General features: G+C 61.5%; 14 protein-coding genes and 2 pseudogenes. 13 read left to right on the forward strand and 3 right to left on the reverse strand.

Going from position 1 to position 21,498, the window contains the following annotated elements; translation table 11 throughout:
- Nucleotides 1-74: 74 nt before the first annotated feature.
- The 3 genes and pseudogenes from GDA65_14430 to GDA65_14440 form a co-directional block, all read right to left on the reverse strand.
- Entirely contained in the window at nucleotides 75-713 is a 639-nt protein-coding gene (locus GDA65_14430; protein ID MBA5863890.1) for a response regulator, read from the reverse strand.
- Nucleotides 706-6,666, reverse strand: a complete 5,961-nt coding sequence (locus GDA65_14435) for a PAS domain S-box protein (protein MBA5863891.1) — start codon at nucleotides 6,664-6,666, stop codon at nucleotides 706-708. Before GDA65_14435 ends, GDA65_14430 begins: the two co-directional genes overlap by 8 nt.
- A 153-nt stretch (nucleotides 6,667-6,819) precedes the next feature.
- A pseudogene (locus GDA65_14440) lies at nucleotides 6,820-9,267 on the reverse strand (ATP-binding protein).
- Nucleotides 9,268-9,561: 294 nt separating this feature from the next.
- On the opposite strand from GDA65_14440, the gene GDA65_14445 reads away from it, so the two are divergent.
- From GDA65_14445 to GDA65_14505, 13 genes and pseudogenes are all read left to right on the forward strand, one after another.
- Nucleotides 9,562-9,834, forward strand: a complete 273-nt coding sequence (locus tag GDA65_14445; protein ID MBA5863892.1) for a hypothetical protein — start codon at nucleotides 9,562-9,564, stop codon at nucleotides 9,832-9,834.
- A 15-nt stretch (nucleotides 9,835-9,849) separates the two neighbouring features.
- Entirely contained in the window at nucleotides 9,850-10,677 is an 828-nt protein-coding gene (locus GDA65_14450; GenBank protein ID MBA5863893.1) for a polysaccharide deacetylase family protein, read from the forward strand.
- A gap of 1 nt (nucleotide 10,678) precedes the next feature.
- Nucleotides 10,679-10,960: an acyl carrier protein gene (locus GDA65_14455; GenBank protein ID MBA5863894.1), complete on the forward strand. Its 282-nt coding sequence runs from the start codon at nucleotides 10,679-10,681 to the stop codon at nucleotides 10,958-10,960.
- Nucleotides 10,957-12,378, forward strand: a complete 1,422-nt coding sequence (locus GDA65_14460; GenBank protein MBA5863895.1) for an AMP-binding protein — start codon at nucleotides 10,957-10,959, stop codon at nucleotides 12,376-12,378. Before GDA65_14455 ends, GDA65_14460 begins: the two co-directional genes overlap by 4 nt.
- A gap of 3 nt (nucleotides 12,379-12,381) precedes the next feature.
- Complete coding sequence (locus GDA65_14465) at nucleotides 12,382-12,705, forward strand: hypothetical protein (protein MBA5863896.1); 324 nt, start codon at nucleotides 12,382-12,384, stop codon at nucleotides 12,703-12,705.
- Nucleotides 12,669-13,616, forward strand: a complete 948-nt coding sequence (locus tag GDA65_14470) for a lipid A biosynthesis acyltransferase (GenBank protein ID MBA5863897.1) — start codon at nucleotides 12,669-12,671, stop codon at nucleotides 13,614-13,616. Before GDA65_14465 ends, GDA65_14470 begins: the two co-directional genes overlap by 37 nt.
- Nucleotides 13,471-14,172: an outer membrane lipoprotein carrier protein LolA gene (locus GDA65_14475; GenBank protein ID MBA5863898.1), complete on the forward strand. Its 702-nt coding sequence runs from the start codon at nucleotides 13,471-13,473 to the stop codon at nucleotides 14,170-14,172. The genes GDA65_14470 and GDA65_14475 overlap by 146 nt, the downstream gene beginning before the upstream one ends.
- The gene (locus GDA65_14480; GenBank protein MBA5863899.1) at nucleotides 14,169-16,490 is read left to right on the forward strand and encodes an MMPL family transporter; all 2,322 of its coding nucleotides are present in this window, start codon (nucleotides 14,169-14,171) and stop codon (nucleotides 16,488-16,490) included. The genes GDA65_14475 and GDA65_14480 overlap by 4 nt, the downstream gene beginning before the upstream one ends.
- Complete coding sequence (locus GDA65_14485; GenBank protein MBA5863900.1) at nucleotides 16,490-17,677, forward strand: beta-ketoacyl-ACP synthase; 1,188 nt, start codon at nucleotides 16,490-16,492, stop codon at nucleotides 17,675-17,677. Before GDA65_14480 ends, GDA65_14485 begins: the two co-directional genes overlap by 1 nt.
- Nucleotides 17,674-18,468, forward strand: a complete 795-nt coding sequence (locus tag GDA65_14490) for a 3-oxoacyl-ACP synthase (GenBank protein ID MBA5863901.1) — start codon at nucleotides 17,674-17,676, stop codon at nucleotides 18,466-18,468. Before GDA65_14485 ends, GDA65_14490 begins: the two co-directional genes overlap by 4 nt.
- A 3-nt stretch (nucleotides 18,469-18,471) precedes the next feature.
- Nucleotides 18,472-18,948, forward strand: coding sequence for a hydroxymyristoyl-ACP dehydratase (locus GDA65_14495; GenBank protein MBA5863902.1), 477 nt, complete (start codon nucleotides 18,472-18,474; stop codon nucleotides 18,946-18,948).
- A complete protein-coding gene (fabG, locus tag GDA65_14500) occupies nucleotides 18,945-19,667 on the forward strand; it encodes a 3-oxoacyl-ACP reductase FabG (GenBank protein ID MBA5863903.1) in 723 nt (240 codons plus the stop codon). The genes GDA65_14495 and fabG overlap by 4 nt, the downstream gene beginning before the upstream one ends.
- Nucleotides 19,664-20,353, forward strand: a pseudogene (locus tag GDA65_14505) (glycosyltransferase). The gene fabG and the pseudogene GDA65_14505 overlap by 4 nt, the downstream one beginning before the upstream one ends.
- Nucleotides 20,354-21,498: the final 1,145 nt, after the last annotated feature.

Here is a 21,498-nt window from a genome sequence, read left to right on the forward strand (position 1 = left end):
GGATTTACACGTCAGTATTCGGCTGACGCGAAGTCAGGGAAGACTTCAAGGCTCCGAACGGGGAGAGAACAGGACTAATCAATCAAGCGCGCTTCGATGGCATATCGGATCAGCTCTCCGGTGCTTTCGCAGGAAAGCTTTTCCAGGATCCTCGCACGGTAGGTACTAATGGTTTTCACGCTGAGGCAAAGTTCTTCCGCGATCACCGATACCGATTTGCCCTGTCCCAGCAACCGAAGGACTTGCAGTTCACGATCCGAGAGCCGCGCGTGAAGATCCCCTTCCGTACCGGTCTCAAAGGCGTGCGCCAGTTGCTCGGCCAGGGCCGCGGTAATATATCGGCCGCCTTGCAAGATGCGGTTCACCGCCGCCAGCAACTCTGACGGCGCGCTCTGCTTGGTGAGATAGCCGGCGGCTCCGGCCCTGATCGCCCGCATGGCGAATTCTTTCTCTGGATAGAGGCTCAACATCAGCACGGACAACCGGGGCTGCAACAACTTGGCCTCCTTCAACACATCCAGACCGTGCTTGTCGGGCAGGGCAATGTCGAGAATCATCAGGTCCCAGGGCTCGCGACGCAAGGCTTCCAGTGCCTTCTCCCCGGTCTCGGCCTCCAGAATTTCCGAACAGACCTGCTCATCCTCCAGCAGGTCACGCACCCCCCTGCGCACGACTGGATGATCATCGGCAATCAGGCAGCGACATTTACTCATGAACCGCTTTCCTCCGTGGTCGGCGCGACACCGTCGCTCCTTGGCCTGTTCCACGCGCAGGCTCCGGTGGCGAACTGACCGGAATCACCACCTGCACGCAGGTTCCTGTCCCGGGGCTGGAGAAGATTTCAACCTGTCCGCCGAGTATCTCGACCCGCTCCCGTATGCCCCGCAAACCGAATCCTCCGGTCGGAGCCAGACCCGCCACATCGAAACCGATGCCGTCATCCTTCACCGTCATCCGCCACGCCTGCTGGTCACTCGTCATGGCGATGGCGACGTTCGTGGCGCGCGCATGACGGATCACATTAGTCAGCAATTCCTGAACGATGCGATAGAACGCGGTTTCCAGCGTGGGGAATCGCGACGGTCGGCGATCCCCTTGCTCGAACACCAGCGAGCAGCACAGCCCGGTTCGCGCCTGCACATCCGCGATCAAGGACTCCAACCCGGCTTTCAACCCTAACTCTTCCAGGACAGGAGGCCGGAGGGCTCGCACGATCTGACGAAGGCTGACAAACAGCAGATCTGTCGTCTCCAGGGCGCGGGCCAACCGCTCCTGACTTCGAGGCCCCAATGCTTTCGGACGCGCGGCCACGCTGCGCTTGACGGATGCCAAATCGAATTTGAGCGACGTCAGCAATTGACCCAATTCGTCATGCAACTCACGCGACAGCCGGCGGCGCTCGTTGGATTCAACCATTTGCAATTCCTGCGACATGGCCTGAAACCGCCGGTAGGCTTCTTCGAGCGAGGCGTAGGCGCGCTTGGGACCCGTGACATCGATCATCGCCCCGATCATTCGTATGGCCGTTCCCCCCTCGTCCCTCACGATGTGGGCCCGGTCCAGGAAATGACCGTATGTGCCGTCGCGCAGCAGAAAGCGGTACTCTGCGGCGAGGGTCCGCACATCCGACCGGATGGCCTGCTGCACCATTTCCAGAATGGAGGCCTTGTCTTCGGGATGTAACCGCCTCGTCCAGGCGTCAATACTTGGTTCATGCTGAGGTTCGTACCCGAACTTTTCGCCGGCATTGGGACTCCACCAATGGTCGTTCGTCGTGAGATCCCAGTCCCATAACACATCATTAGTCGCCTGAGCCACGAGACGAAACCGCTCCTCGCTGAATCGGAGGAGCAGCTCCGTGCGCTTTCGCTCCGACATATCCCGAACCGTGGCGAAGTTATACTCCCGCCCTTCGAAGACCACGAAATTGGCCACGACCTCTACGGGATAGATCTCTCCCGATTTGGACCGGTGCTGCGTTTCCACGCGCTGACGACCGGTCACCCGAAGCTCCTGCCAGTGGCGGGCCCATGCCTCCATCTGATAATTGGGATCGAAATCCGGCACGGCCATTCGAAGCAATTCGTCCTTGGTATAGCCCATCCGTTCGCACGCGGCCGCATTCACGAACAACACGCGCGCCGCCTCGTCCACCCAGAACACCATGTCACCCGCCCGTTCAATGGCGAATTGCGTCAAATGCAACTGCGTCTCTGCCCGCTTCCGATCGGTGATATCCCGCATGAACGCGCAATAATATTCCCGGCCTTCGTGAACCAGAAAATTGATGGTCGTGTCGATCTGAATCACGGCTCCATCTTTTTTCTGATGCCGGGATTCAAACGAGAAGGACTTTCTCAGTCTCACATTCTCCCAATGCGTCCGCCAGGTCTCACGGGGAAAACTCGAATCGATGTCATGCACCGTCCTGGACAAGAGCTCCTCGCGGGTATAGCCCAGCATGGCGCATGCCGCCTCGTTGACATCCAGAATACGCGCCTCGGCATTGACCAGAAAGACCGCGTCCACCGCCTGCTGAATGGAAAACCGGGTGAGGCGCAGCGCATGCTCCGTCCGCTTCCGTTCGATGGCGAGGCAAGCCAGATACGATGCGCGCGCAACCATAGGCGCTTCTTCGGTCCACTGGGCGGGGGTCTGGTTGTAGATGGCGAAGGTGCCCAGGAGTTTGCCGGCCGCCGAGATGATCGGGGTCGACCAACAGGCCCGAAGACCGTGCGCCAGCGCGAGGTCGCGAAAGTCCGCCCAGAACGGATGACTGGCAATATCCTTCACCACCACCTGTTGACCGGTGAATGCGGCCGTGCCGCACGACCCGCATGCAGGACCGATGGCCATCCCATCCAACGCCTGGACATAGGACTCGGGGAGACTGGGACCGGCGCCATAGCGCAAATGGGCGTCATCGTCCTCCAGCAACAGGACGGAGCAGAGCACGCCGCTGAACAGGCCCTCCATCATAAGGCAAATTTCTGCCAGCACCGCCGACAACGGCGCATCCGATCCCATCATCTCCAACACGCGTGTTTCCGAGGCCAGCATCTGCTCGACCTTCTTGCGCTCGGTGATGTCTCGCCCCACACCCGTGACCCCGATGACCCGCCCCTGCACATCCCGATACGGAGCGCCGCTCCAATGGTAAAGCATGGTCCGGCCATCCTTCGCCTGCAGATGGCCTTCCAGTTGCGCGTAGCCCTTCACGTAGGCTTCCTGAATGGCGGCGGCGGTTTTCTCCGCTTCATCGGAGGGAACCATTTCAAGAGCCGGCTTCCCCTGCAATTCCTCCCGCGTATAGCCCGTCACCGTTTCCAATCGCCGGTTCCATTTGGACACCCGCGCCTCGAGGTCCAACGCAAAAATCACGTCAGGGACGGTCTCCATGATCGTCTGGAGATTACTGAGCGCCTCGTCGCGCTCGCGCTCAGACTGCTTGCGCGCGCTGATATCGGTGATCGTCCCGACCATGCGCAGCGGACGTCCATCCGGCTCTCTGGCGACGACTTTCCCGCGATTGAGATACCATCGAAACTCGCCGGATTTCCGCCGCAATCGAACTTCGATTTCCTGCACCGGAGTACGGCCATCCACATGTGCCTGTAAGATGTCCGTGGCGCGCGCCACGTCCTCGGGATGCACCAGCGCGGCAAAGAAGCGAGGAGAGGGTGTGACCTCTTCGAGCTGATACCCGAGTAATCGAATCCATTGCGGGCTGTAGCACACCTCATCGGTGCGCATATCCCAGTCCCAGATGCCGTCATTGGTCGCCTCAATGGCAAAGTGGAACCGCTCCTCACTGGACCGGAGCGCGCGCTCGGCCGATTTCCGTTCGGTGATATCCCGCACGAATGCGAAATGGCATTCGACCCCGTCGTAGCGGATAAAGTTCACGTTCACGTCGACCGGAATCAGACGGCCGTCTTTGGCGCGATGATAACTCTCAAATGCAACTCTGCTCCGCCCCCTGGTCTGCTCCCAAAAGGCCGGCCAGGCATCCGCCTGAAAGGACGGATTGATGTCATGGACCCTCATCCGGAGGAATTCCTCTTTCGAGTAGCCCAACATGGAACAGGCTGAATCGTTCACATCCAGCAATTCCGCGCCGGCACCCACCCAATAAATAGCTTCCGTCGCATGGTCAACCGTGTACTTGGCCAGCTGGAGCGCCGCTTCCGTCCGCTTCCGTTCGGTGATGTCCTGTACCATCGCCAGGGTATACAGGGGCGTGCCGGCCTCGTCGCAAATGACAGACACACCCACCTGCGCCCAGACGACACGCCCATCTTTCCTGAGGTATCGCTTCTCACATACATCAGAGCCGCGTGTTCCGGCCAGTAACGTCTGGCTCCGATCGAGATTCGGTCCCAGATCGTCCGGATGCGTGAGCGATTGAAACGTGCGGGCCAGGAGTTCCGGCTCTGAGTAGCCGAGAATCTTGCAGAGGGCCTGGTTGACCTCCTGAATGCGGCCGCTCACGTCGGCGATGGACATCCCCACCGCCGCATTGCGGTAGGCAGCACGGAGTCGTTCTTCGCTGGTTCGTCGGGCCTGTTCCGCTTGCTTGCTTTCCGTGATGTCCTTCACATAGACCACGCGTGACACCGGCACCCCATGGGCATCCCGGATGAGCATGACCTCGACCAGCACGGGAAAGAGGCTTCCATCCTTGCGCCGGTGAATGGATTCGAACGTCAGGCCGCCTGTTTCATCAATGCGCCGGATTCGCTCCAGCAGGGCGGCATGTTCCTGAGGAGGATAGATGCAGCAGATGGGTTGGCCGGCCAATTCCTCCGCGCGATACCCGCATTGGCGCGCGAACGCAGGATTCACGGCCAGAAAGGTATTGGTCGCCAAATCCGCATGGGCAAGACCGAGCTGCGCCTGGTCAAAGACCTGTTGCCAGCGTCGCGCCCCGTCCTCCGCCTGCTTACGCTCAGTAATATCCGTGGTTGCTCCGACCATGCGGTAGGCACGGCCCTGCTCATCCCATAAGGCCTGCGCGCGTGTCTGAACCCATCGATAGGTTCCATCCTTGTGCAACACCCGGCATTGCACGTCGTAGGGTAGACGGCGTTCAAAATGTGTCTGTATTTCGGCCTTCACCCGCTCCACATCGTCAGGATGCACCCGATTGAAGAACGAGGACTCGTGATCCGGCAATTCGTCCTCGGCAAACCCCAGCAATGCCTTCCAGCGAGCGGACAGCACGGCCTGGCCGGTGATCACATTCCAATCCCAGATGCCGTCGGAGGACCCTCGAAGCGCCAGGGCATACCGTTCTTCGCTTTCTTTGAGCTGTTGCTCCGCAAGGTGACGTCCCAGTTCACTGCCGGCACGGCCGGCGGCCACCCGCAGCAACGCTTCCGCCCGTTGGGCATCCTTCAGCGGTGTCCGGCCGAGCAGGGCGATCCAGCCGATTGGCGCCCCGCTCGGCGAGGGCAGTGTCAGAGCCATGTACGACTCAATCGATAGGTGGCGAAGCGCATCGTCCTGGGGAAACAGGGCCTGCACGCCGGATGGAAAGTGGCAGAATTCTTCACGGAGCACATGTTCGCAGGGCGTCCCTCCGAGGTCATACTCCAGCGGCTCAAGACGCCCCTCCGGACCCCATCCGGCCACGGACTGCGAGCGCTGCCCCCCGGGCAACGGTCGGAGACAGTATCCGTAGTCAGCCCCGACCGTGCGAGCCAATGTCTCTATAAGCTCCTGAAGGAAGGCTTTCCCCGTGAGACGGGTGGTGCGCGCCATCAGCCGCAGCACCTCCTCATTCCGTTTCTGTACTGTGAGATCCCGCACCGACACGATTCCGCCGATCCGGTCTCCACGGAAGAAGCGCGGGACATGGTTCCAGCGCACCTGCAGGAAGGAGCCATGGCTGTTCATAAACACATCGTCCTGCCTGAGCAGCGTCGCGCCGCTCAGGCAGGCATTCATCAGTTCACACGATCCCGCCTGAGCCTCGCACCCGCCCGAGCCATGACGATGCACGCAATCATGCAACGACCGACCCGTGAGAACAGACGCCGGAACGCCCAACAGTTCTTCCGCCTCTCGATTCGCGTGGAGAATCCGCCCGCTGCGGTCGATCACGAACGCCGCTTCCGCCACGTTCGCCACCTGTTCTTCCACCGGCGGCGCTTCGAGGGAGGATTGGCCGGACCTCAGCATCCGGAGTTCCAGGAGGGCTGCGGTTTGACGCGCTAATCGTCGAATGGTCAGGCCGTCCACATCGGTCACCGGCCGCGAGACAGCATCCATCACGGCGATCGTTCCCACCGCATACCCGTCGCTGGTCACAATCGGCGCTCCGCAATAAAACCTGACAAACGGATGTGCGCGCACCAAGGCATGGGATGAGAAGCGAGCATCGGCTTGCGCATCCTCGATCACTACCGGCTCGACCCCCTGAATGGTAAACGAGCACAGCCCGCACGCGCGGTCGGTCTGGCTGACATCCAGGCCGATCGCGGCTTTCACCCACTGCCGGTTGTGGTCGATGAAGGTAATGGCGGCAACCGGCGCCTTATAGAGTGACGCGGCCAGGTGCACGAGATCGTCAAAGTCGGTTTCCGGGGGAGAATCGAGAATGCGGTAGCGATGCAGCGCGCCTACGCGCGCGGTTTCATCGGCAGGCAGAGTATGCGTCCCCATGCGTGAGCTCCCACGCGCGAGAAATTGAACCGGTCGTGTTCACAAACCGGGCCGAGTCATATCACAAATCCCCAAGATGGACCAGGGCCCTATGAAATGGCTTGCCCCACCCCTGTTCGGCCCCACGAGATGAGTCGCACCCGGGATCTCCGGTTACAGCCAGGCCGGCACAGACGTCCCATCAGCCGCGCGCCATTGAGGCGCCCACGCCAGAGCCACCAGTTTGACGGCGATATTCGATTTGCTGGGCTTGAGGGAAATCCGCTCAAGCTTCTCGGTCAGGGGATCGGTCGCCGCCATCAGCGCGTCGCTCTCCGACTTGAATTGGGATTCAAGGTCCGTCAACTGCTGCTGGAGCGTGGCGACATTTTCCTCCGCATGGCCGACCTCTTGGGATTCCTTCATCACACGGCCCGCGCTGCGAATCGCCGTCGTCGCACGGCCGATGTTGGTTGCGCTGAGCGTCTTGCGGCCAAGAAATGCTCCCAGGATCGACGCGCCGACAGACATGACCGCTTGCACCTGACTGGATCGGGATTCGTTCTGCTGCTTCTCGCGAGTTTGCTCGGCGCGCCGGACCCGGTCCCGAAGCGCCGTAATCTTAGGCGCATATTTTTTCCGCAGGGCGTCGCTTTGCCGATCACGTTCCTCGCGACCGGCTTGCTGCAACCGGACACGAAAGTCGCGTTCGGACTCGCCGGGCAGCGAGAGCGCCCGTGTCGTGGGGCTTCGCCAGAGCTCGAGCGTTTGCGTGCGAAACACCCAGCCTGAGAGGTCGCTCTTCCAGGTGTCATAGTGCTTGCCTTTGCTTGCCGCGCCGGGCAGAGCCCCGAACTCGGCGTCACCGGCAGGTTCGCGTTCAAGATCCGCCACCTGCACCTCCGCAGCCGTGGACTCCTCCCACTCCACCGGGACGACGCCGCTGCTGAGCGCCGCTAAGCGGGTGAGGTCATTCGTTGCGTCCACCCCCGCTTTGTTCTCGACGAACCGCGCCTGCGCAACGCCCAAAACCATGGGTTGATAGATGAGCGCCGCACCGCGTGGCGGCGTTCCCCGGAGCGGAATAAAATATTGTGGTACGTCCGGAGGCAGCATGGGCCGGGAAGTCGTCGTGCGTGACGTCTCATTCGTCGATCTCGAAGCCCCGGGCGCGCCCTTCTCGTCCTGCCGGTAAGTTCCCGATGACAGCTGTCGCTTCACCGGGTCCATCAGCTGTTTGATCTGCGTGCGTGTCAGCGGTCCCCGGAGATAGGACAGCGTCCAGCGGGTTTGAAAAACTTCCGGCGCATCCTCATGCACGTTATTCAACAGAAAGACCCGGTTCCCGAGCCCGGCGAGAATCTGCTCCATCTGCTGACGATCAAATTTTTTACCGCTGCTCGCCGCCGCTCCTTCCAAGCCCTCGATCACCCGCGCCTTATCGCGCTCCGTTTGCAAGCGTCCAATGAACCAGGTGCCGGTATTGGCCAATCCCTTGTAATCGAGATCGACCGGGTTCTGGGTGGCCAGCACGACCCCCAAGCCAAACGCGCGCGCCTGCTTTAACAGTGTCAAGAGAGGCGCCTTGGAAGGAGGGTTCGCGACCGGAGGAAAGTAGCCGAAAATTTCGTCCATATACAGGATGGCGCGTAAGCTGGTGGTGCCGGACTGGGCGCGAACCCAGCCCAATATTTGATTGAGGAGGAGTGAGACAAAAAACATCCGCTCGGCGTCGTTCAAATGCGCGATGGAAAAAATCGCGATGCGCGGCTTCCCCGACGCGCCATACAACATCTGCCCGACATCCAGAGCCTCGCCTTCCATCCACGCCGAAAAACCGGGCGCGGCCAACAGGTTGTTCAATTGCATCGCCAGGGCAAACCGCTCCTTGGAAGGGAAAAATGATTCCACATCCAGCACCCCGACTTTTGTCATCGGTGGCGTCTGAATCTGATGGATGAGGGCGGCCAGGTCCAGGTCGCGTCCCGCCCGCCAGGCACTGTCGAGAATAGACGACAACAAAATGTGCTCACGGCTCTGAATCGGATCAGCCTGCACACCGATCAAACCCAGCACGCTGGTCACCGTCGTGGAGATCCGTTCGCGCAACAGCTCAGCATCATCCAGCATCTCGGGTGGGGGAGCGGCAAAGGATTTCAGAATCGACACCGGCAGACCGGCGCTGCTCCCCGGCGTGTAAATGGCAAAATCCGCCGCATCGCGCAATTTTTGAATCCGCTCGCCGCTCTGCCCCCACTCCCCCAAGCCTGTTTGCCACAGGGCCGCCTGCTGGGCCGCGTAGTCAGCGGGCGAGAGCCCTTTCTTGCGAGCGTCGTCCTCATTGATCCAGGGCGCAAAGTCCTCGCCCCGCAAGTGCGGGAACGTCAGAAGCAGGTTGGCAAGATCGCCCTTGGGATCGATCACGATAGCCGGAATGCCGTCGATCGCCGCTTCTTCCAGGAGTCCGACGCACAGCCCGGTCTTGCCGCTTCCCGTCATACCCACGCACACGGCATGGGTGACCAGATCCTTCGAATCATACAGGAGCCACCCCGGTTTGGCTTGCTTCGTGGCAAGCGCATAGGGCCGACCGAGATAGAAGACCCCGAGTTTCTCAAACTCCTCCGTCGCCTGCCCTTGGTCCGGTGCGGCAGACGGACGAGCCGATGATCCCTTCTTGGCTGGCATAGTTCCTCCCTCACAGATGGCAAAGCAGGTGCGGGCCCTATTGGCCGGGGCCATTGTATTGTTTGAGCGGAAGGTCCGCAAGCGAGAGAGTCGGCCTTCAGCTCGCGAACTCGGGGGTTTCACAGACTAAACTAGGGGGGCGCCCAGTGTAGGGAAACGTTTCAGTTTTATACAGTCAGCCCTGACAGGCAGGTCCTTACACTTTACCGTCAACGAGGGAGATGCGACATGACCAAAGGGTGGGCACTTGGAATCGCGGTCTTACTGGCAGGATGCGGGCCTCACTACACCATTCCCAACTACGAGACGGATGAAATCGAAAAGGTGGTTTCAAGCGGCCGTTCTCCTCAGGGTTGTATCGAAAACCTCAAGGAGGACGCCAAAAACCTGAACGTGAACGTTCGCCTGACGGACATGCAGCAGCAGGCGTCCTCCGGGCCGATCTCCTGGATCTACACGAACACCTACTTGTGCACGGGAAAAGTGGTGGCCAAACGTTAATTCGGGAAGGCTGACATCGTGAACACCGTACCACTGTTGCAATCAGCGACGGGCGAAGGAGGCGTCGAATTGCGGCCGCCTTCCGATAGTCCCCTGACTTTGCGCTTTTTGGTGACCTTCGATGACGGCCCCCATCCCAATACCGGCCAAGTCCTGCGGCATCTGGCGCGGAATCCGGTGCAACAGAATATCAAAGGGATATTTTTTGTACAGACGCGCCATCCAAAGCGAGGCGGCTCGTCCGACGGCCGCGCCATGCTCGCGATTGAACAGGCCGAGGGGCACCTTCTGGGGTTGCACACCGGAACGACGAAGGGGCACCTCAGGCACACCGGCATGTCGCCGGCTGAATTGGATCAATCGCTGCGTAACGGCAAGGAGGACCTGAGTCGGATCACCGGCTCGCCACCGGTGCTGGTCCGCCCTCCGTACTGGCTGTTTAATGCGGCGACGGTCGACTGCTATCGGCGACATCAGCTGCACATGCTGTTATCTGATGTCAAAGCATTCGACGGGGTGAATTGGGGTATCCATCTGCTACGGAGACTGAATTTTCGGTCCCAGCTGGCCGGGCTACAATCGCGGTTCCTTCGGGGGACGTTGCCGGTCGTGAACCGTACCATTCCCGTCGTCGTGGCCTTTCACGATACGAATTCTTACACGGCCCGGCATCTGGGCGACTATCTCAGCCTCCTGGTAGAAGAGGCCATGCGCCTGGGCCTCCCCTTGCATGACACACCGTTCCTTGATGATCCTGACGAGGTGTTAACCACGGCGCTTCGATGTGCCAGGTCGCACACTCGTACTGAACACACTCCGGCCACCGTTCAGGAGGCGCAATGATATGGCAATCCCATCGCAGCCACAGATACGCGTCGACGACGCCCTAGAGCAGGAACTGGCGACCCTCATTGTGGAGGCCCTCCGCCTGGAGGTGCTGCCCGAACACATTGATCCCTTGTCGGCGCTCTTTGGCGAAGGGTTGGGCTTGGACTCCATCGACATGTTGGAGATAGCCCTGTTGGTGTCGAAACGATATGGCGTGGAATTGCGCTCGGAGAACAAGGCGGCGCTGGCTTCCCTCCGGGCATTGGCGAATCACGTTGGCCAACACCGGATTCGATGATGATGCATTCGCTGGACAGCCACATGGTTCCAGCTCCCCTCGCCCGGCGCACCCAGGCTTCACCAGCCGCAGCCGGGTTTCCCCTCATCACTCATCATGCCCTTGCCGGCCCGATCGCCTGGCGTCGCGATCGCGCCCATTCAGTTCACGAATTCCTGTGGTCCGCCCAACATGTGGCCGCGCAGCTTCCCCGCGCACGCTTCGTGATCAATCTCTGCAGGGATCGGTACCATTTTGCAGTGGGATTCGCGGCCGCCCTGCTAGCCCGACAGATCAGTCTCCTGCCCACGTACCGGGCGGCAGAACCACTTCAGCAATTGGTGCGGCAGTATCCGGGCGCTTATGTGTTCACCGACCAGGATGAAGAGCATATCGACATCCCTCGATTCTCCCTTACTCTAGAATCCTGGCAGGGTTCGGGTCAGGCGGAGATTCCGGTGATTCCGGCCGACCAGATCGCCGCCATCGCGTTTACGTCCGGCAGTAGCGGCTTCCCCCAGGCTCACGCGAAAAGCTGGGGTTCGTTGGTGATGGGCGCCCAGGCGCTGGGCCGACAATTCGACCTCCCGCAGGCGCCGCCGCGGATTGCCGTGGGAACGGTCCCTGCGCAACATATGTATGGGCTGGAAACCACAATCATGCTCCCGCTTCAATGGGGGTGGAGTTTGCATGCCGGTCATTCCATCCTCCCCGCGGATATTCGGGCGGACCTGGAACAACTGGAGTCGCCGGCCTGGCTGATGACGACGCCCTTCCATCTCAAAGCATTTCTGAGCGAACACACGACCCTGTCCAGCCTCGAAGGGATCATCTCAGCCACGATGCCGTTGGACCGGTCGATCGCGCTCGATGCCGAGCGACGTTGGCATGTGCCGGTGCATGAAATTTACGGGTGCACGGAAGGCGGGATGCTGGCTTCCCGCCGCACCACGGCCGGCGAAGCCTGGACGCTGTGTCACGATTTGCGGATGCGGCATTCCCAGGAGGCCACCTGGGTCATGGGCGGACATGTGGGCGCCTGGCTCCACCTGACCGATCGCATTACCCGGCGAGGCCAGCGGGAATTTCTGCTGCTGGGACCCCACCGTGACCTGGTGAAGGTCGCGGGCAAACGCGCCTCCTTGACGGCCCTCAACGCGGCCCTGAACCGCATACCGGGAGTGGTGGATGGCACGTTCTACCGGCCCGATCCCGGACAATCAGGCAACGGCCGCTTGCGCGCCCTTGTCGTGGCTCCCGGGATGAGCCGCACGACGATTCTTGCCGAACTGCGAAAACGGATCGATCCGGTCTTTCTTCCCCGCCCGTTATCCATGGTGGATTCGCTGCCGCGGAACACCACCGGTAAATTGCCGCACGAGCACTTACAAACTTTTGCCCGGCACATGACGCATCTCCAACAGCACATTCACGAGTAACGCATGGGTTCAGAGATACAGAGACAGATTCACGGGGATCACCCGGCTCTGGCGGGGCATTTTCCCGGCAATCCTCTCGTCCCCGGAGTGGTCTTGCTAACCGAACTCCTGCGCATTCTCGAACAGGACGCCGGCAGAGGACCTGGTCCCCTCACGCTGACCTCAGTGAAATTCTTGCGGCCGCTGCGGCCGGAAGAACCGTTCACCGTGCGCTGGCAATGCTTGCGCGAGCAGGACATCGCCTTTGCCGTCGCGCGTGAGGAGGAAACGATCGCGTCAGGAACCGTTCACTGGTCGGATACCCTCACCGGGCAGGCCGGATCGTGAGTACGGCCTGGCGCCATCAGCCGGAACGCGGAAGTCCACGACTGATACGGCTGCTCGTGTTCATCACCCTCTGGGTGGGACGACCGGTGGCGCGGGGTCTGCTGTATCCGATCTGTTCCTATTTCCTCCTCTTTTCCGGCGGCGCCCAACGGACCTCGCGCGACTATTTACGGTGCATTCTGAACCGGCCCCCGTCCTGGAAAGACGTGTTTCGTCATTTCCACGCCTTTGCCTCGACGATTCATGACCGGGTGTATCTGCTCTCGGGTCGCCATCGTTACTTCGATATTCGCACCGAAGGCGCTTCCGCGCTGCAGGCCGTTCTCGACCAAAACCGCGGATGCATCCTGCTGGGTTCTCACCTCGGCAGTTTCGAAGTACTTCGCGCCCAGGGAACCTTCGATCATAAACTCCCGATCAGCGTGATCATGCATGAGGCGGCGGCCTCCAATTTGAACGCGGTGCTGCACAACCTGCACCCCGAGATCCGCGACCGGATTATCCCCCCCGGAACCGCAGACACCATGCTGGCCGTCAGGGAACGTTTGAGCCGGGGTGAAATCGTCGGAATTCTTGGCGACCGCCTGTTCAATGACGAAAAAGGCATGGCGTGCGAGTTTCTCGGAAAGACAAGGATGTTCCCGGAAGGGCCATTCCTGCTCGCCGCACTGCTTCAAGTCCCAATCGTGTTATTTTTCGGCCTGTATCAGGGAGGCCGTCGATACAACCTGTATTTTGAGCCACTGACGGACAGCATTCAGTTGAATGGCGCGCGCCGATCGGACACGCTTCGCCCCTGGATCGAGCGATACGTCAGTCGCGTCGAACATTATTGCCGCTTGTCGCCTTATAACTGGTTCAATTTTTATGAACTTGCCGACCACACTCGCCCGTCTCGTCCTGCTGTATAGCCTGTTCTTCTCGCTATCGGCCGCCGCAGATCCTGGAGTTGAGGGAACGCCATTTGACGTGACCGGATTGATGGAACTCCTGGGGAATGTCTCCTCCCGCAAGGACCATTTCACCGAAACCAAATCCCTGGCCATGTTGACCCAACCAGTGGTGCTCAAAGGCACGCTGGCGTATGTTCGCCCCGATCGCGTCGAGAAACATGTCACGTCGCCCTATACCGAGGATCTCATGGTGCAAGGCGACCGGCTGACCCTGTCAACCCCCAAGGGCACGAAGCAGCTCGCCGTCGATAGCCATCCACTGATTCGATCGTTCATCGAAGCGATCCGGGCGAGTCTGGCAGGAGACCTCGCCGTGTTGCGGAGGCTGTACCACATCAAATTTCAGGGAACCCGGCGACAGTGGGAACTCACGCTGCGTCCGTTAGAGGCGCAGGCAGCGGAATACCTGAGTTCGATCACCCTGCGGGGCGAGGGAGATCGTGTGACGACGGTCGACATACGGGAAACCGGGGGGGACCGGTCCGTGATGGCGATCGATGGACCAGTCTCGTGACCTTGCATAACAGGCCGGCCTTGCTCCTCTGGATACTCCTGCTGTTTATCAGCGGAGGCATCGTTGCCAACATGACGATGACGACCGACTTGACCGCCTTGCTGCCCCGCTCCGCCGATCATCGGCAGGAACTTCTGGTGTCGCAACTCCGGGATGGCGTGGCCGCGCGGCTGATCCTGATCGGTCTCTCCGGCGCCGATGCGGAAGCGCTGGCGCAGGCCAGTCGAACCATCACCCGCAAACTGAGAGACACGGCGCTGTTCGCCTCGGTGAACAACGGAGACCCCGCCGACTTGACGGTCATCCGGGAAGTGCTGATGCGCCATCGTTATCTTCTAAGTCCGGCGGTGTCCCCGGAGCATTTCACCGCGACCGCTTTGCGAGAAGCCTTGAAGCGACAACTTGAGCTGCTCGCCTCCCCGGCTGGCGCCTTGATGAAGACGGCTATCCCATCCGACCCGACCGGGGAAGTGGCCCATATTCTATCCGTGTTCACACCAGATGAGGGCCCGTCGATGCACCATGGGGTGTGGTTTTCTCGGGACGGCACCAGAGCCCAGCTCGTGGCAGAAACCAACGCACCCGGTTTTGCACTCGATCAGCAGGAGGCGGCGGTAAAGGCGGTCCGGACCGCCTTCTCCTCATCCGGCCTGCCCGAGACTGCGCATCTGATCATGACGGGCCCGGGTGTATTTGCGGTTGAATCACGGGCCACGATCCAGCGGGACTCCTGGCGTCTCTCCCTCATTGCAATTTCCGTCGTCACCGTCCTGCTGTTCGCCGTCTACCGGTCGGCGACGCCTCTTGTACTCAGTCTCCTTCCCGTGTTGACCGGATTGCTCGCCGGAGTGGCCGCCGTTCAAATGGTGTTCGGTTTCGTCCATGGCATCACGCTGGGCTTCGGCGCCACCCTGATCGGAGAGGCGGTGGATTACCCCGCCTACGTATTCACACAGGGGATCGCAGGGGAACGCCTGCAGCACAGCTTGTCGAGGGTATGGCCGACGCTGAGGCTGGCCGTGTTAACGACGGTATTTGGCGCCGTCAGCATGTTGTTTTCCAGCATCACCGGCCTGTCGCAACTCGGCGTCCTGGCATCCGTCGGCATCCTGGTTGCCGGATTTGTGACGCGCTGGATTCTTCCAGCCCTTCCACCGGGCGTCATTCGATCTACTCCGCATCAGCTGCTTCCCGTGCAGTGGCTGCCCGCTCCGGCAGTACTGAATCGCGTCCGCTGGATCGTCTGGGTCGCGGCCTTTCTCGCCCTCGCTACCATGACCCTGCGCCAGGAGGACATCTGGGATAACGACCTCGCCAATTTGAGCCCGATTTCATCCCCCTCCAAGACCCTCGATGAACAGCTGCGAAAAGACCTGGGCGCGCCGGATGTTCGGTATGTGCTGATCATCGATGGGACGAGTAAGGAAGAGGTGCTGCAACGCAGCGAGTCCGCCGAGCAGCTTCTGCGGCGACTGGTGGATGATGGACTGTTGGCGGGCTTCGACATGCCAAGCCTGTATCTCCCCTCGGATGACACTCAACACAGGCGGCAGGCCTCTCTGCCTCCCCCCGAAGTACTGGCTGCTTCATTGGCCGAAGCCGTGAAAGGGCTCCCCTTCCAGGCAGGCCTCTTCGAGCCGTTTCTGCACGATGTCGAAGCCGCCCGCACAAGTCCGCTGATGGACAGCGTCAACCTGCAACAAACCGCCTTCTTTCTCAAAGTCCGGTCGCTGCTGGTGCGCAATGGTGATGGATGGGCCGGGTTCGTTCCACTACGCAACGTGATCTCTGCCTCAGCCCTGGCCGATCGTCTCGCCCGGGACGCGGGGCCCGGGCTGACCTTCCTCGATCTGAAATCGGAAGCGGGGCGTTTGGTGAACGGGTATCGGCATGAATCCTTACGCCTGACGGCCCTCGGGGTGGTGGCGATGACACTCCTACTGTGGTGGGGGCTCCGGGACGCAGCCATGGTAGGCCGCGTCCTCGTACCGCCACTGCTGGCCATCCTCTTTGTCGTCACCCTGCTCACCGTGATCGGCGAACACCTCTCCCTGTTTCATCTGGTGTCCCTCCTGCTCGTGTTGGGGGTTGGGCTTAATTACGCGCTCTTCTTCAACCGGCCGTTCTCGGATGAGGAGGAGAAACACCGGACCTGGCTCTCCCTCACCGTCTGCATGCTGGCCACCCTCTCGGCATTCGGCGCGTTGGCTTTTTCACGCACACCCGTCCTTCATGCCATCGGGCTCACCGTTGGGCTTGGCGCCGCAGCCTCCCTGGTCATCGCCGCGATCTTTGGCCAACAACGGGTGTCCCGATGATGACGCCTTTGACCGTCACGGCCATGGCCACGGCAAACCCGCTCGGACTCGGCCTTCCCGCTATGTGGAACGCGTTGCGCACTGAGGGGCAGGGCTTGCGCCCCAATGATTTTGAAGATGCGGAGATCAAGACCTGGATCGGGCGCGTCGGAGGACTCGAAACGGACCCCATTACCGGCGAACTCAGCGATTTTGACTGTCGGAACAATCGATTGGCGCTGCTCGGGTTACGACAGGACGGGTTTGAACAGGCGATCGCCTCGGCGCGCTCCCGGTATGGTCCGGATCGCATCGGTGTGCTGATCGGCACGACGACCTCCGGCATCCTCGAAACCGAATTGGCTTACCGTCGGCGCAGGGCCGCGGGCGAGGACTTGCCGCTGACGGTGCGTTATCGCCACACGCAGAACTTGTTTTCCGTCAGTGATGTGGTGCGGCGTCAACTGCGACTTACAGGACCGGTCGCGTCGATTTCCACGGCCTGTTCCTCCAGCGCAAAGGTCTTCGCTAGCGCCTCGCGCTGGATGGCCGCCGGGCTCTGCGATGCCGTCGTGGTGGGAGGCGTGGACAGTTTGTGCTTCATGACGCTCTATGGCTTTGCCTCCTTGGGCTTACTGTCCGATCGGCCCTGCCGCCCCTGCGACGCGAACAGGGATGGCCTCTCCATCGGCGAAGCGGCAAGCTTCATCCTGCTGGAACGCGAACGCCACCACGATGATTGCCTGCGTTTCCTCGGCTACGGCGAGAGCAGCGACGCCCACCATATGTCCACGCCCCACCCGGAAGGCCTGGGCGCCGCCTTAGCCATGGCACGGGCGCTTGAGCGGGCGGAGTTGAAACCGATCGACATCGACTACATCAATCTTCATGGCACGGGAACGCCGGCCAATGACCTCGCGGAAGATCGCGCCATTTGGGGAACGTTTGGCGGCAGGACGCCCTGCAGCTCAACCAAGGAGAGGACCGGGCATACACTCGGGGCCGCCGGCGCCACTGAGGCCATTCTCACCCTCCTTTGCCTGCGGCATGATTTTATTCCCGGCATGGTCCGCGTCGAACAAGCGGACCCGCAACTCCGGAGCGGTCTCGTGCTCCGAAGCGAATTCCGCCCGTTGCGCGCCGCCATCAGTAACTCGTTCGGTTTCGGCGGCAGCAACTGCAGTCTCATCTTTGGGAAAAGGCCATGATGGAAATCTGGGTCATCGGAGTCGGGATTGCAGGACCGGGGCTGGATGGATGGGCCGCTGCCCGACCGGTCCTGGCCGGTGATGTCGGCTACCGGCTGACACCTCTCACTCCGGCCATTCCGAATCTGTTATCCGCCGCGGAGCGTCGACGCTGCAGCCAATCCGCGCGTCTCGCCATCACGGCAGCGCAGGATGCCTTGCTCGCGGGACATCTGCGAGGCGACGCGATGGCAACCGTATTCGCGTCGTCGGACGGTGACGGCGCCATCACGCAGGAAATCTGCGAAGCACTGGCTGGTGTCGCGCGGGAAGTGTCGCCCACCTCGTTTCACAACTCCGTCTACAACGCCCCGGCCGGCTACTGGAGCATCGCGACCCGTTCACAACTGTCATCGACGAGTGTCTGCGCATACGATGCGTCATTTGCCGCCGGACTTCTCGAGGCCGCCGCTTATGCCACTGTCGAGCGATGCCCGGTGATGCTGGTCGCGTCGGATCTTCCCTTCCCCGTCCCCCTGCATGACATCCGCCCCGTGGGAGAGAGTTTTGCCGTCGCGCTGCGGTTGACTGCGATCCCCTCTCCCGATGCGCTCATGCGCTGCGCAATCGGGCTCGCGCCCCATCGAACCGTGACGGTGTTTCCTGCCGGCATGCCAACCAGTCTGCGCAGCAACCCGGCGGCCCGTAGTCTGCCTCTGCTGGCAGTGCTGGCCCGACAGGCCTCCGGCACCGTGCGCCTTGCATACACCGACGAGACCGACCTCGTGATCGACTGCAAACCGGAGCGGTGATTGATGGAACACTACTGTGGCGACATGTCCCAGCTGGTCCCTCATCGCGGGACCATGTGCCTGCTCGATGGAGTCGACGCATGGGATGCGGACCATATCGTCTGCCGCGCCACCAGCCACCTTCGGCCGGACAATCCCTTGCGCGACGACAGCGGCCTTCGCACCCTCTGCGCCATCGAATACGGCGCGCAGGCGATTGCCGCCCATGCCGCCCTGGTCAGTGGAGGTCCTGGACAGCGCGTCAGGGAAGGGGTGCTGGCTTCTCTCCGCAATATCAGGACGACGCTGTCTCACCTAGACGGGTTGAAGGGCGCGCTGACGATCCTCGCCAGGCTTCAATTGAGCCACCAGCAGGGCTGCATCTACGACGTGACGGTGACCGGAGACGGACAAACGGTGCTAAGCGGCCGGCTTTCCGTGATGCGACTGCCGGATACTCCCGACGAGGTTCGTCCCCACTTACGTGAAGGAGCCGCATGAGCAAGCGCGCGCTGGTGACGGGAGGCAGCGGTGGCATAGGGCAGGCCGTCTGTCAGGCATTGGGCGAGCTCGGATTCGAGATCGTTGTCCATGGCTGCACCCGCATGGACCGGGCGGAAGCGGTCGCGCAGACCATCCGTGACAAGGGCGGCAAAGCCGACGCCCTGTGCTTCGATGTGACGGATGCCGTCCAAACCCGGCAGGCATTGGAGCGCCTGCAATCGGCCGGCCCCATTCAGGTCCTCGTGAACAACGCCGGCATCTATGACGACGCCCCGATGGCTGGCATGACCCTCGACCAGTGGCAGCGGGTGATCGATGTGTCGCTAAATGGATTTTTCAATGTGACGCAGCCGCTCCTGATGCCTATGATCCGGACCCGGTGGGGCCGCATCGTCACCATCACGTCGATCAGCGGGGTCATCGGCAATCGTGGCCAGGTGAATTATGCCGCGGCGAAAGCCGGTCTCCATGGCGCCACGAAAGCGCTCGCGTTGGAACTCGCTTCCCGTCACATCACAGTCAATGCCGTAGCCCCGGGCATTATTTCCACATCAGCGACGCAAGACACGTTCGGTGCGGACGCCATCGAACGGCTGGTCCCGATGAAACGCGCCGGCGCCGTGGAGGAGGTGGCCGCTCTCGTCTCGTTTCTCGTCTCCGACGCGGCCGCCTATGTTTCCGGCCAGATCATCTCGATCAATGGAGCCCAGGCATGAGGGAACGGGACAAAGAAGCGATCGCCATCATTCCCGCCTACAATGAAGCCGGGACGATTCACCGCGTCGCCTCCCGGACACTACGCTACGTCGAGCGGGTCGTGGTGGTGGACGATGGCTCGACCGACCAGACCGTGTCGTCGCTGCGCGAATTGCCGGTGACGATTCTGCGACATGCGCAGAATCTCGGCAAAGCCGCCGCGCTCCGGCGAGGGATGCAGTATGCCGTCGCGCAGGGAGCGGGCGCGATCATCACGCTCGACGGGGACGGGCAGCACGACCCGGCGGACATTCCGGATTTGCTCGCCATGCACCGCCGTGACCCGCTCGCCATCGTGGTCGCAGCGAGGCGACGTCATCGGCACACCATCCCCCGGCTCCGCGCTGCCGCACAGCGAATTGCCGATTTCTGGATCTCCCTGGCCGCAGGCTGTATGGTCGAGGACAGCCAGTCGGGTTTCCGGCTCTATCCGATCTCCGCCTGGACGGCGGCCGGTTGGCCTTGCGATGCGGCTTCGGGTTTCGTGTTCGAAAGCGAGATCCTGATCGAGGCCGGCCGGGCTGGCATTCCCATCCGATCGGTTCCCATATCTGCCATCTACGGACGGCATCTCCGGCAAAGCCATTTTCAAAGCGGCCGCGACATTGCCGCCATTACCCGGATGGTCGCAGGAAAACTCCTGGCGGATTGGCTGGGAGCATCCGGCATGCTGCTTCGTCGACGACAGGCCATCGCCCCGGCTCCACCCTCTCCATGTGGAACTGACCTGGAGCTCACACGGCCGCCGGCGAAGAAGCCTCGCATACTGTTTATGGCCGAAGCCGTGACGCTGGCCCATGTCGCCCGCGCGGTGGCCTTGGCCCGCGGTCTGGATCCGGAGCGCTACGAAATCCACCTCGCCTGCGACCGGCGGTATCACCATCTCTTCGAATCCGTGCCGGCCACTCTCCATCCGATTCGAACGATCGGCAGTCAACAATTTCAGGACCGCTTGCGTTCGGGTGACCCGCTGTACCGCACGGAAGAATTGCATCACTACGTCGAAGACGATCTGTGCCTGCTCGCCCAGCTGAACCCCGACGCCGTCGTCGGGGACTTTCGTCTGTCGCTTTCCGTGAGCGCGAGACGTGCCAGGATTCCCTATCTCACCGTCACCAACGCCCATTGGAGTCCGTTCGCGCGCCAGCATTTCGTCGTTCCTGAGTTGCCCATCACGGATCGGTTCGGTCCGCAGATCGGGCAAGCCCTGTTCACGTTCATGCGTCCCTTCGTGTTCGCGCAACAAGCGTATCCGGTAAACCGGGTTCGCCGGGACTATGGATTGCCCGCCCTGGGGTATAGCCTTTCGCATCAGTTCACCGACGCCGATGTGACCCTCTACGCCGATGTGCCTGATCTTGTCCCGACCTTTGGCCGGCCGCGGCACCATCATTATGTCGGTCCGGTTCTCTGGTCGCCGGACTCGGCTCCGCCCTGGTGGGACTCGTGGCCGGCGGCACGACGGATGGCTTATGTCAGCCTCGGCACGTCCGGACGGGCCGACCTCATGCCGTTCATTCTGGAAGCGCTAGAGCAGCTTGGTATCGGCGCCTTGGTCTCCACTGCCGGACGCGCCCTTCCCGGGCGCCTTCCCCCGCACACGCGGGTCGCGCGGTATGTGCCGGGCCAGGCGGCGGCGGCCCGGGCGGATCTGGTCATTTGCAACGGGGGCAGTGCAACCGTCTACCAAGCGCTGGCGGCAGGGACACCGGTGTTGGGCATTCCAAGCAACCTCGATCAGTATTTGATGATGGAGTATGTCCGCCGGAGCGGCGCGGGTGACTATCTCAG

This window comes from Nitrospira sp. CR1.1 (assembly GCA_014055465.1).
Lineage (GTDB): Bacteria > Nitrospirota > Nitrospiria > Nitrospirales > Nitrospiraceae > Nitrospira_A.

Excerpts from the sequence above, each read along its gene's own strand:
- GDA65_14430 (MBA5863890.1), bottom strand. The coding sequence starts at position 713 with ATGAGTAAATGTCGCTGCCTGATTGCCGATGATCATCCAGTCGTGCGC.
- GDA65_14435 (MBA5863891.1), bottom strand. The coding sequence starts at position 6,666 with ATGGGGACGCATACTCTGCCTGCCGATGAAACCGCGCGCGTAGGCGCG.
- GDA65_14445 (MBA5863892.1), top strand. The coding sequence starts at position 9,562 with ATGACCAAAGGGTGGGCACTTGGAATCGCGGTCTTACTGGCAGGATGC.
- GDA65_14455 (MBA5863894.1), top strand. The coding sequence starts at position 10,679 with ATGGCAATCCCATCGCAGCCACAGATACGCGTCGACGACGCCCTAGAG.
- GDA65_14460 (MBA5863895.1), top strand. The coding sequence starts at position 10,957 with ATGATGATGCATTCGCTGGACAGCCACATGGTTCCAGCTCCCCTCGCC.
- GDA65_14465 (MBA5863896.1), top strand. The coding sequence starts at position 12,382 with ATGGGTTCAGAGATACAGAGACAGATTCACGGGGATCACCCGGCTCTG.
- GDA65_14475 (MBA5863898.1), top strand. The coding sequence starts at position 13,471 with ATGGCGCGCGCCGATCGGACACGCTTCGCCCCTGGATCGAGCGATACG.
- GDA65_14485 (MBA5863900.1), top strand. The coding sequence starts at position 16,490 with ATGACGCCTTTGACCGTCACGGCCATGGCCACGGCAAACCCGCTCGGA.
- GDA65_14490 (MBA5863901.1), top strand. The coding sequence starts at position 17,674 with ATGATGGAAATCTGGGTCATCGGAGTCGGGATTGCAGGACCGGGGCTG.
- GDA65_14495 (MBA5863902.1), top strand. The coding sequence starts at position 18,472 with ATGGAACACTACTGTGGCGACATGTCCCAGCTGGTCCCTCATCGCGGG.
- fabG (MBA5863903.1), top strand. The coding sequence starts at position 18,945 with ATGAGCAAGCGCGCGCTGGTGACGGGAGGCAGCGGTGGCATAGGGCAG.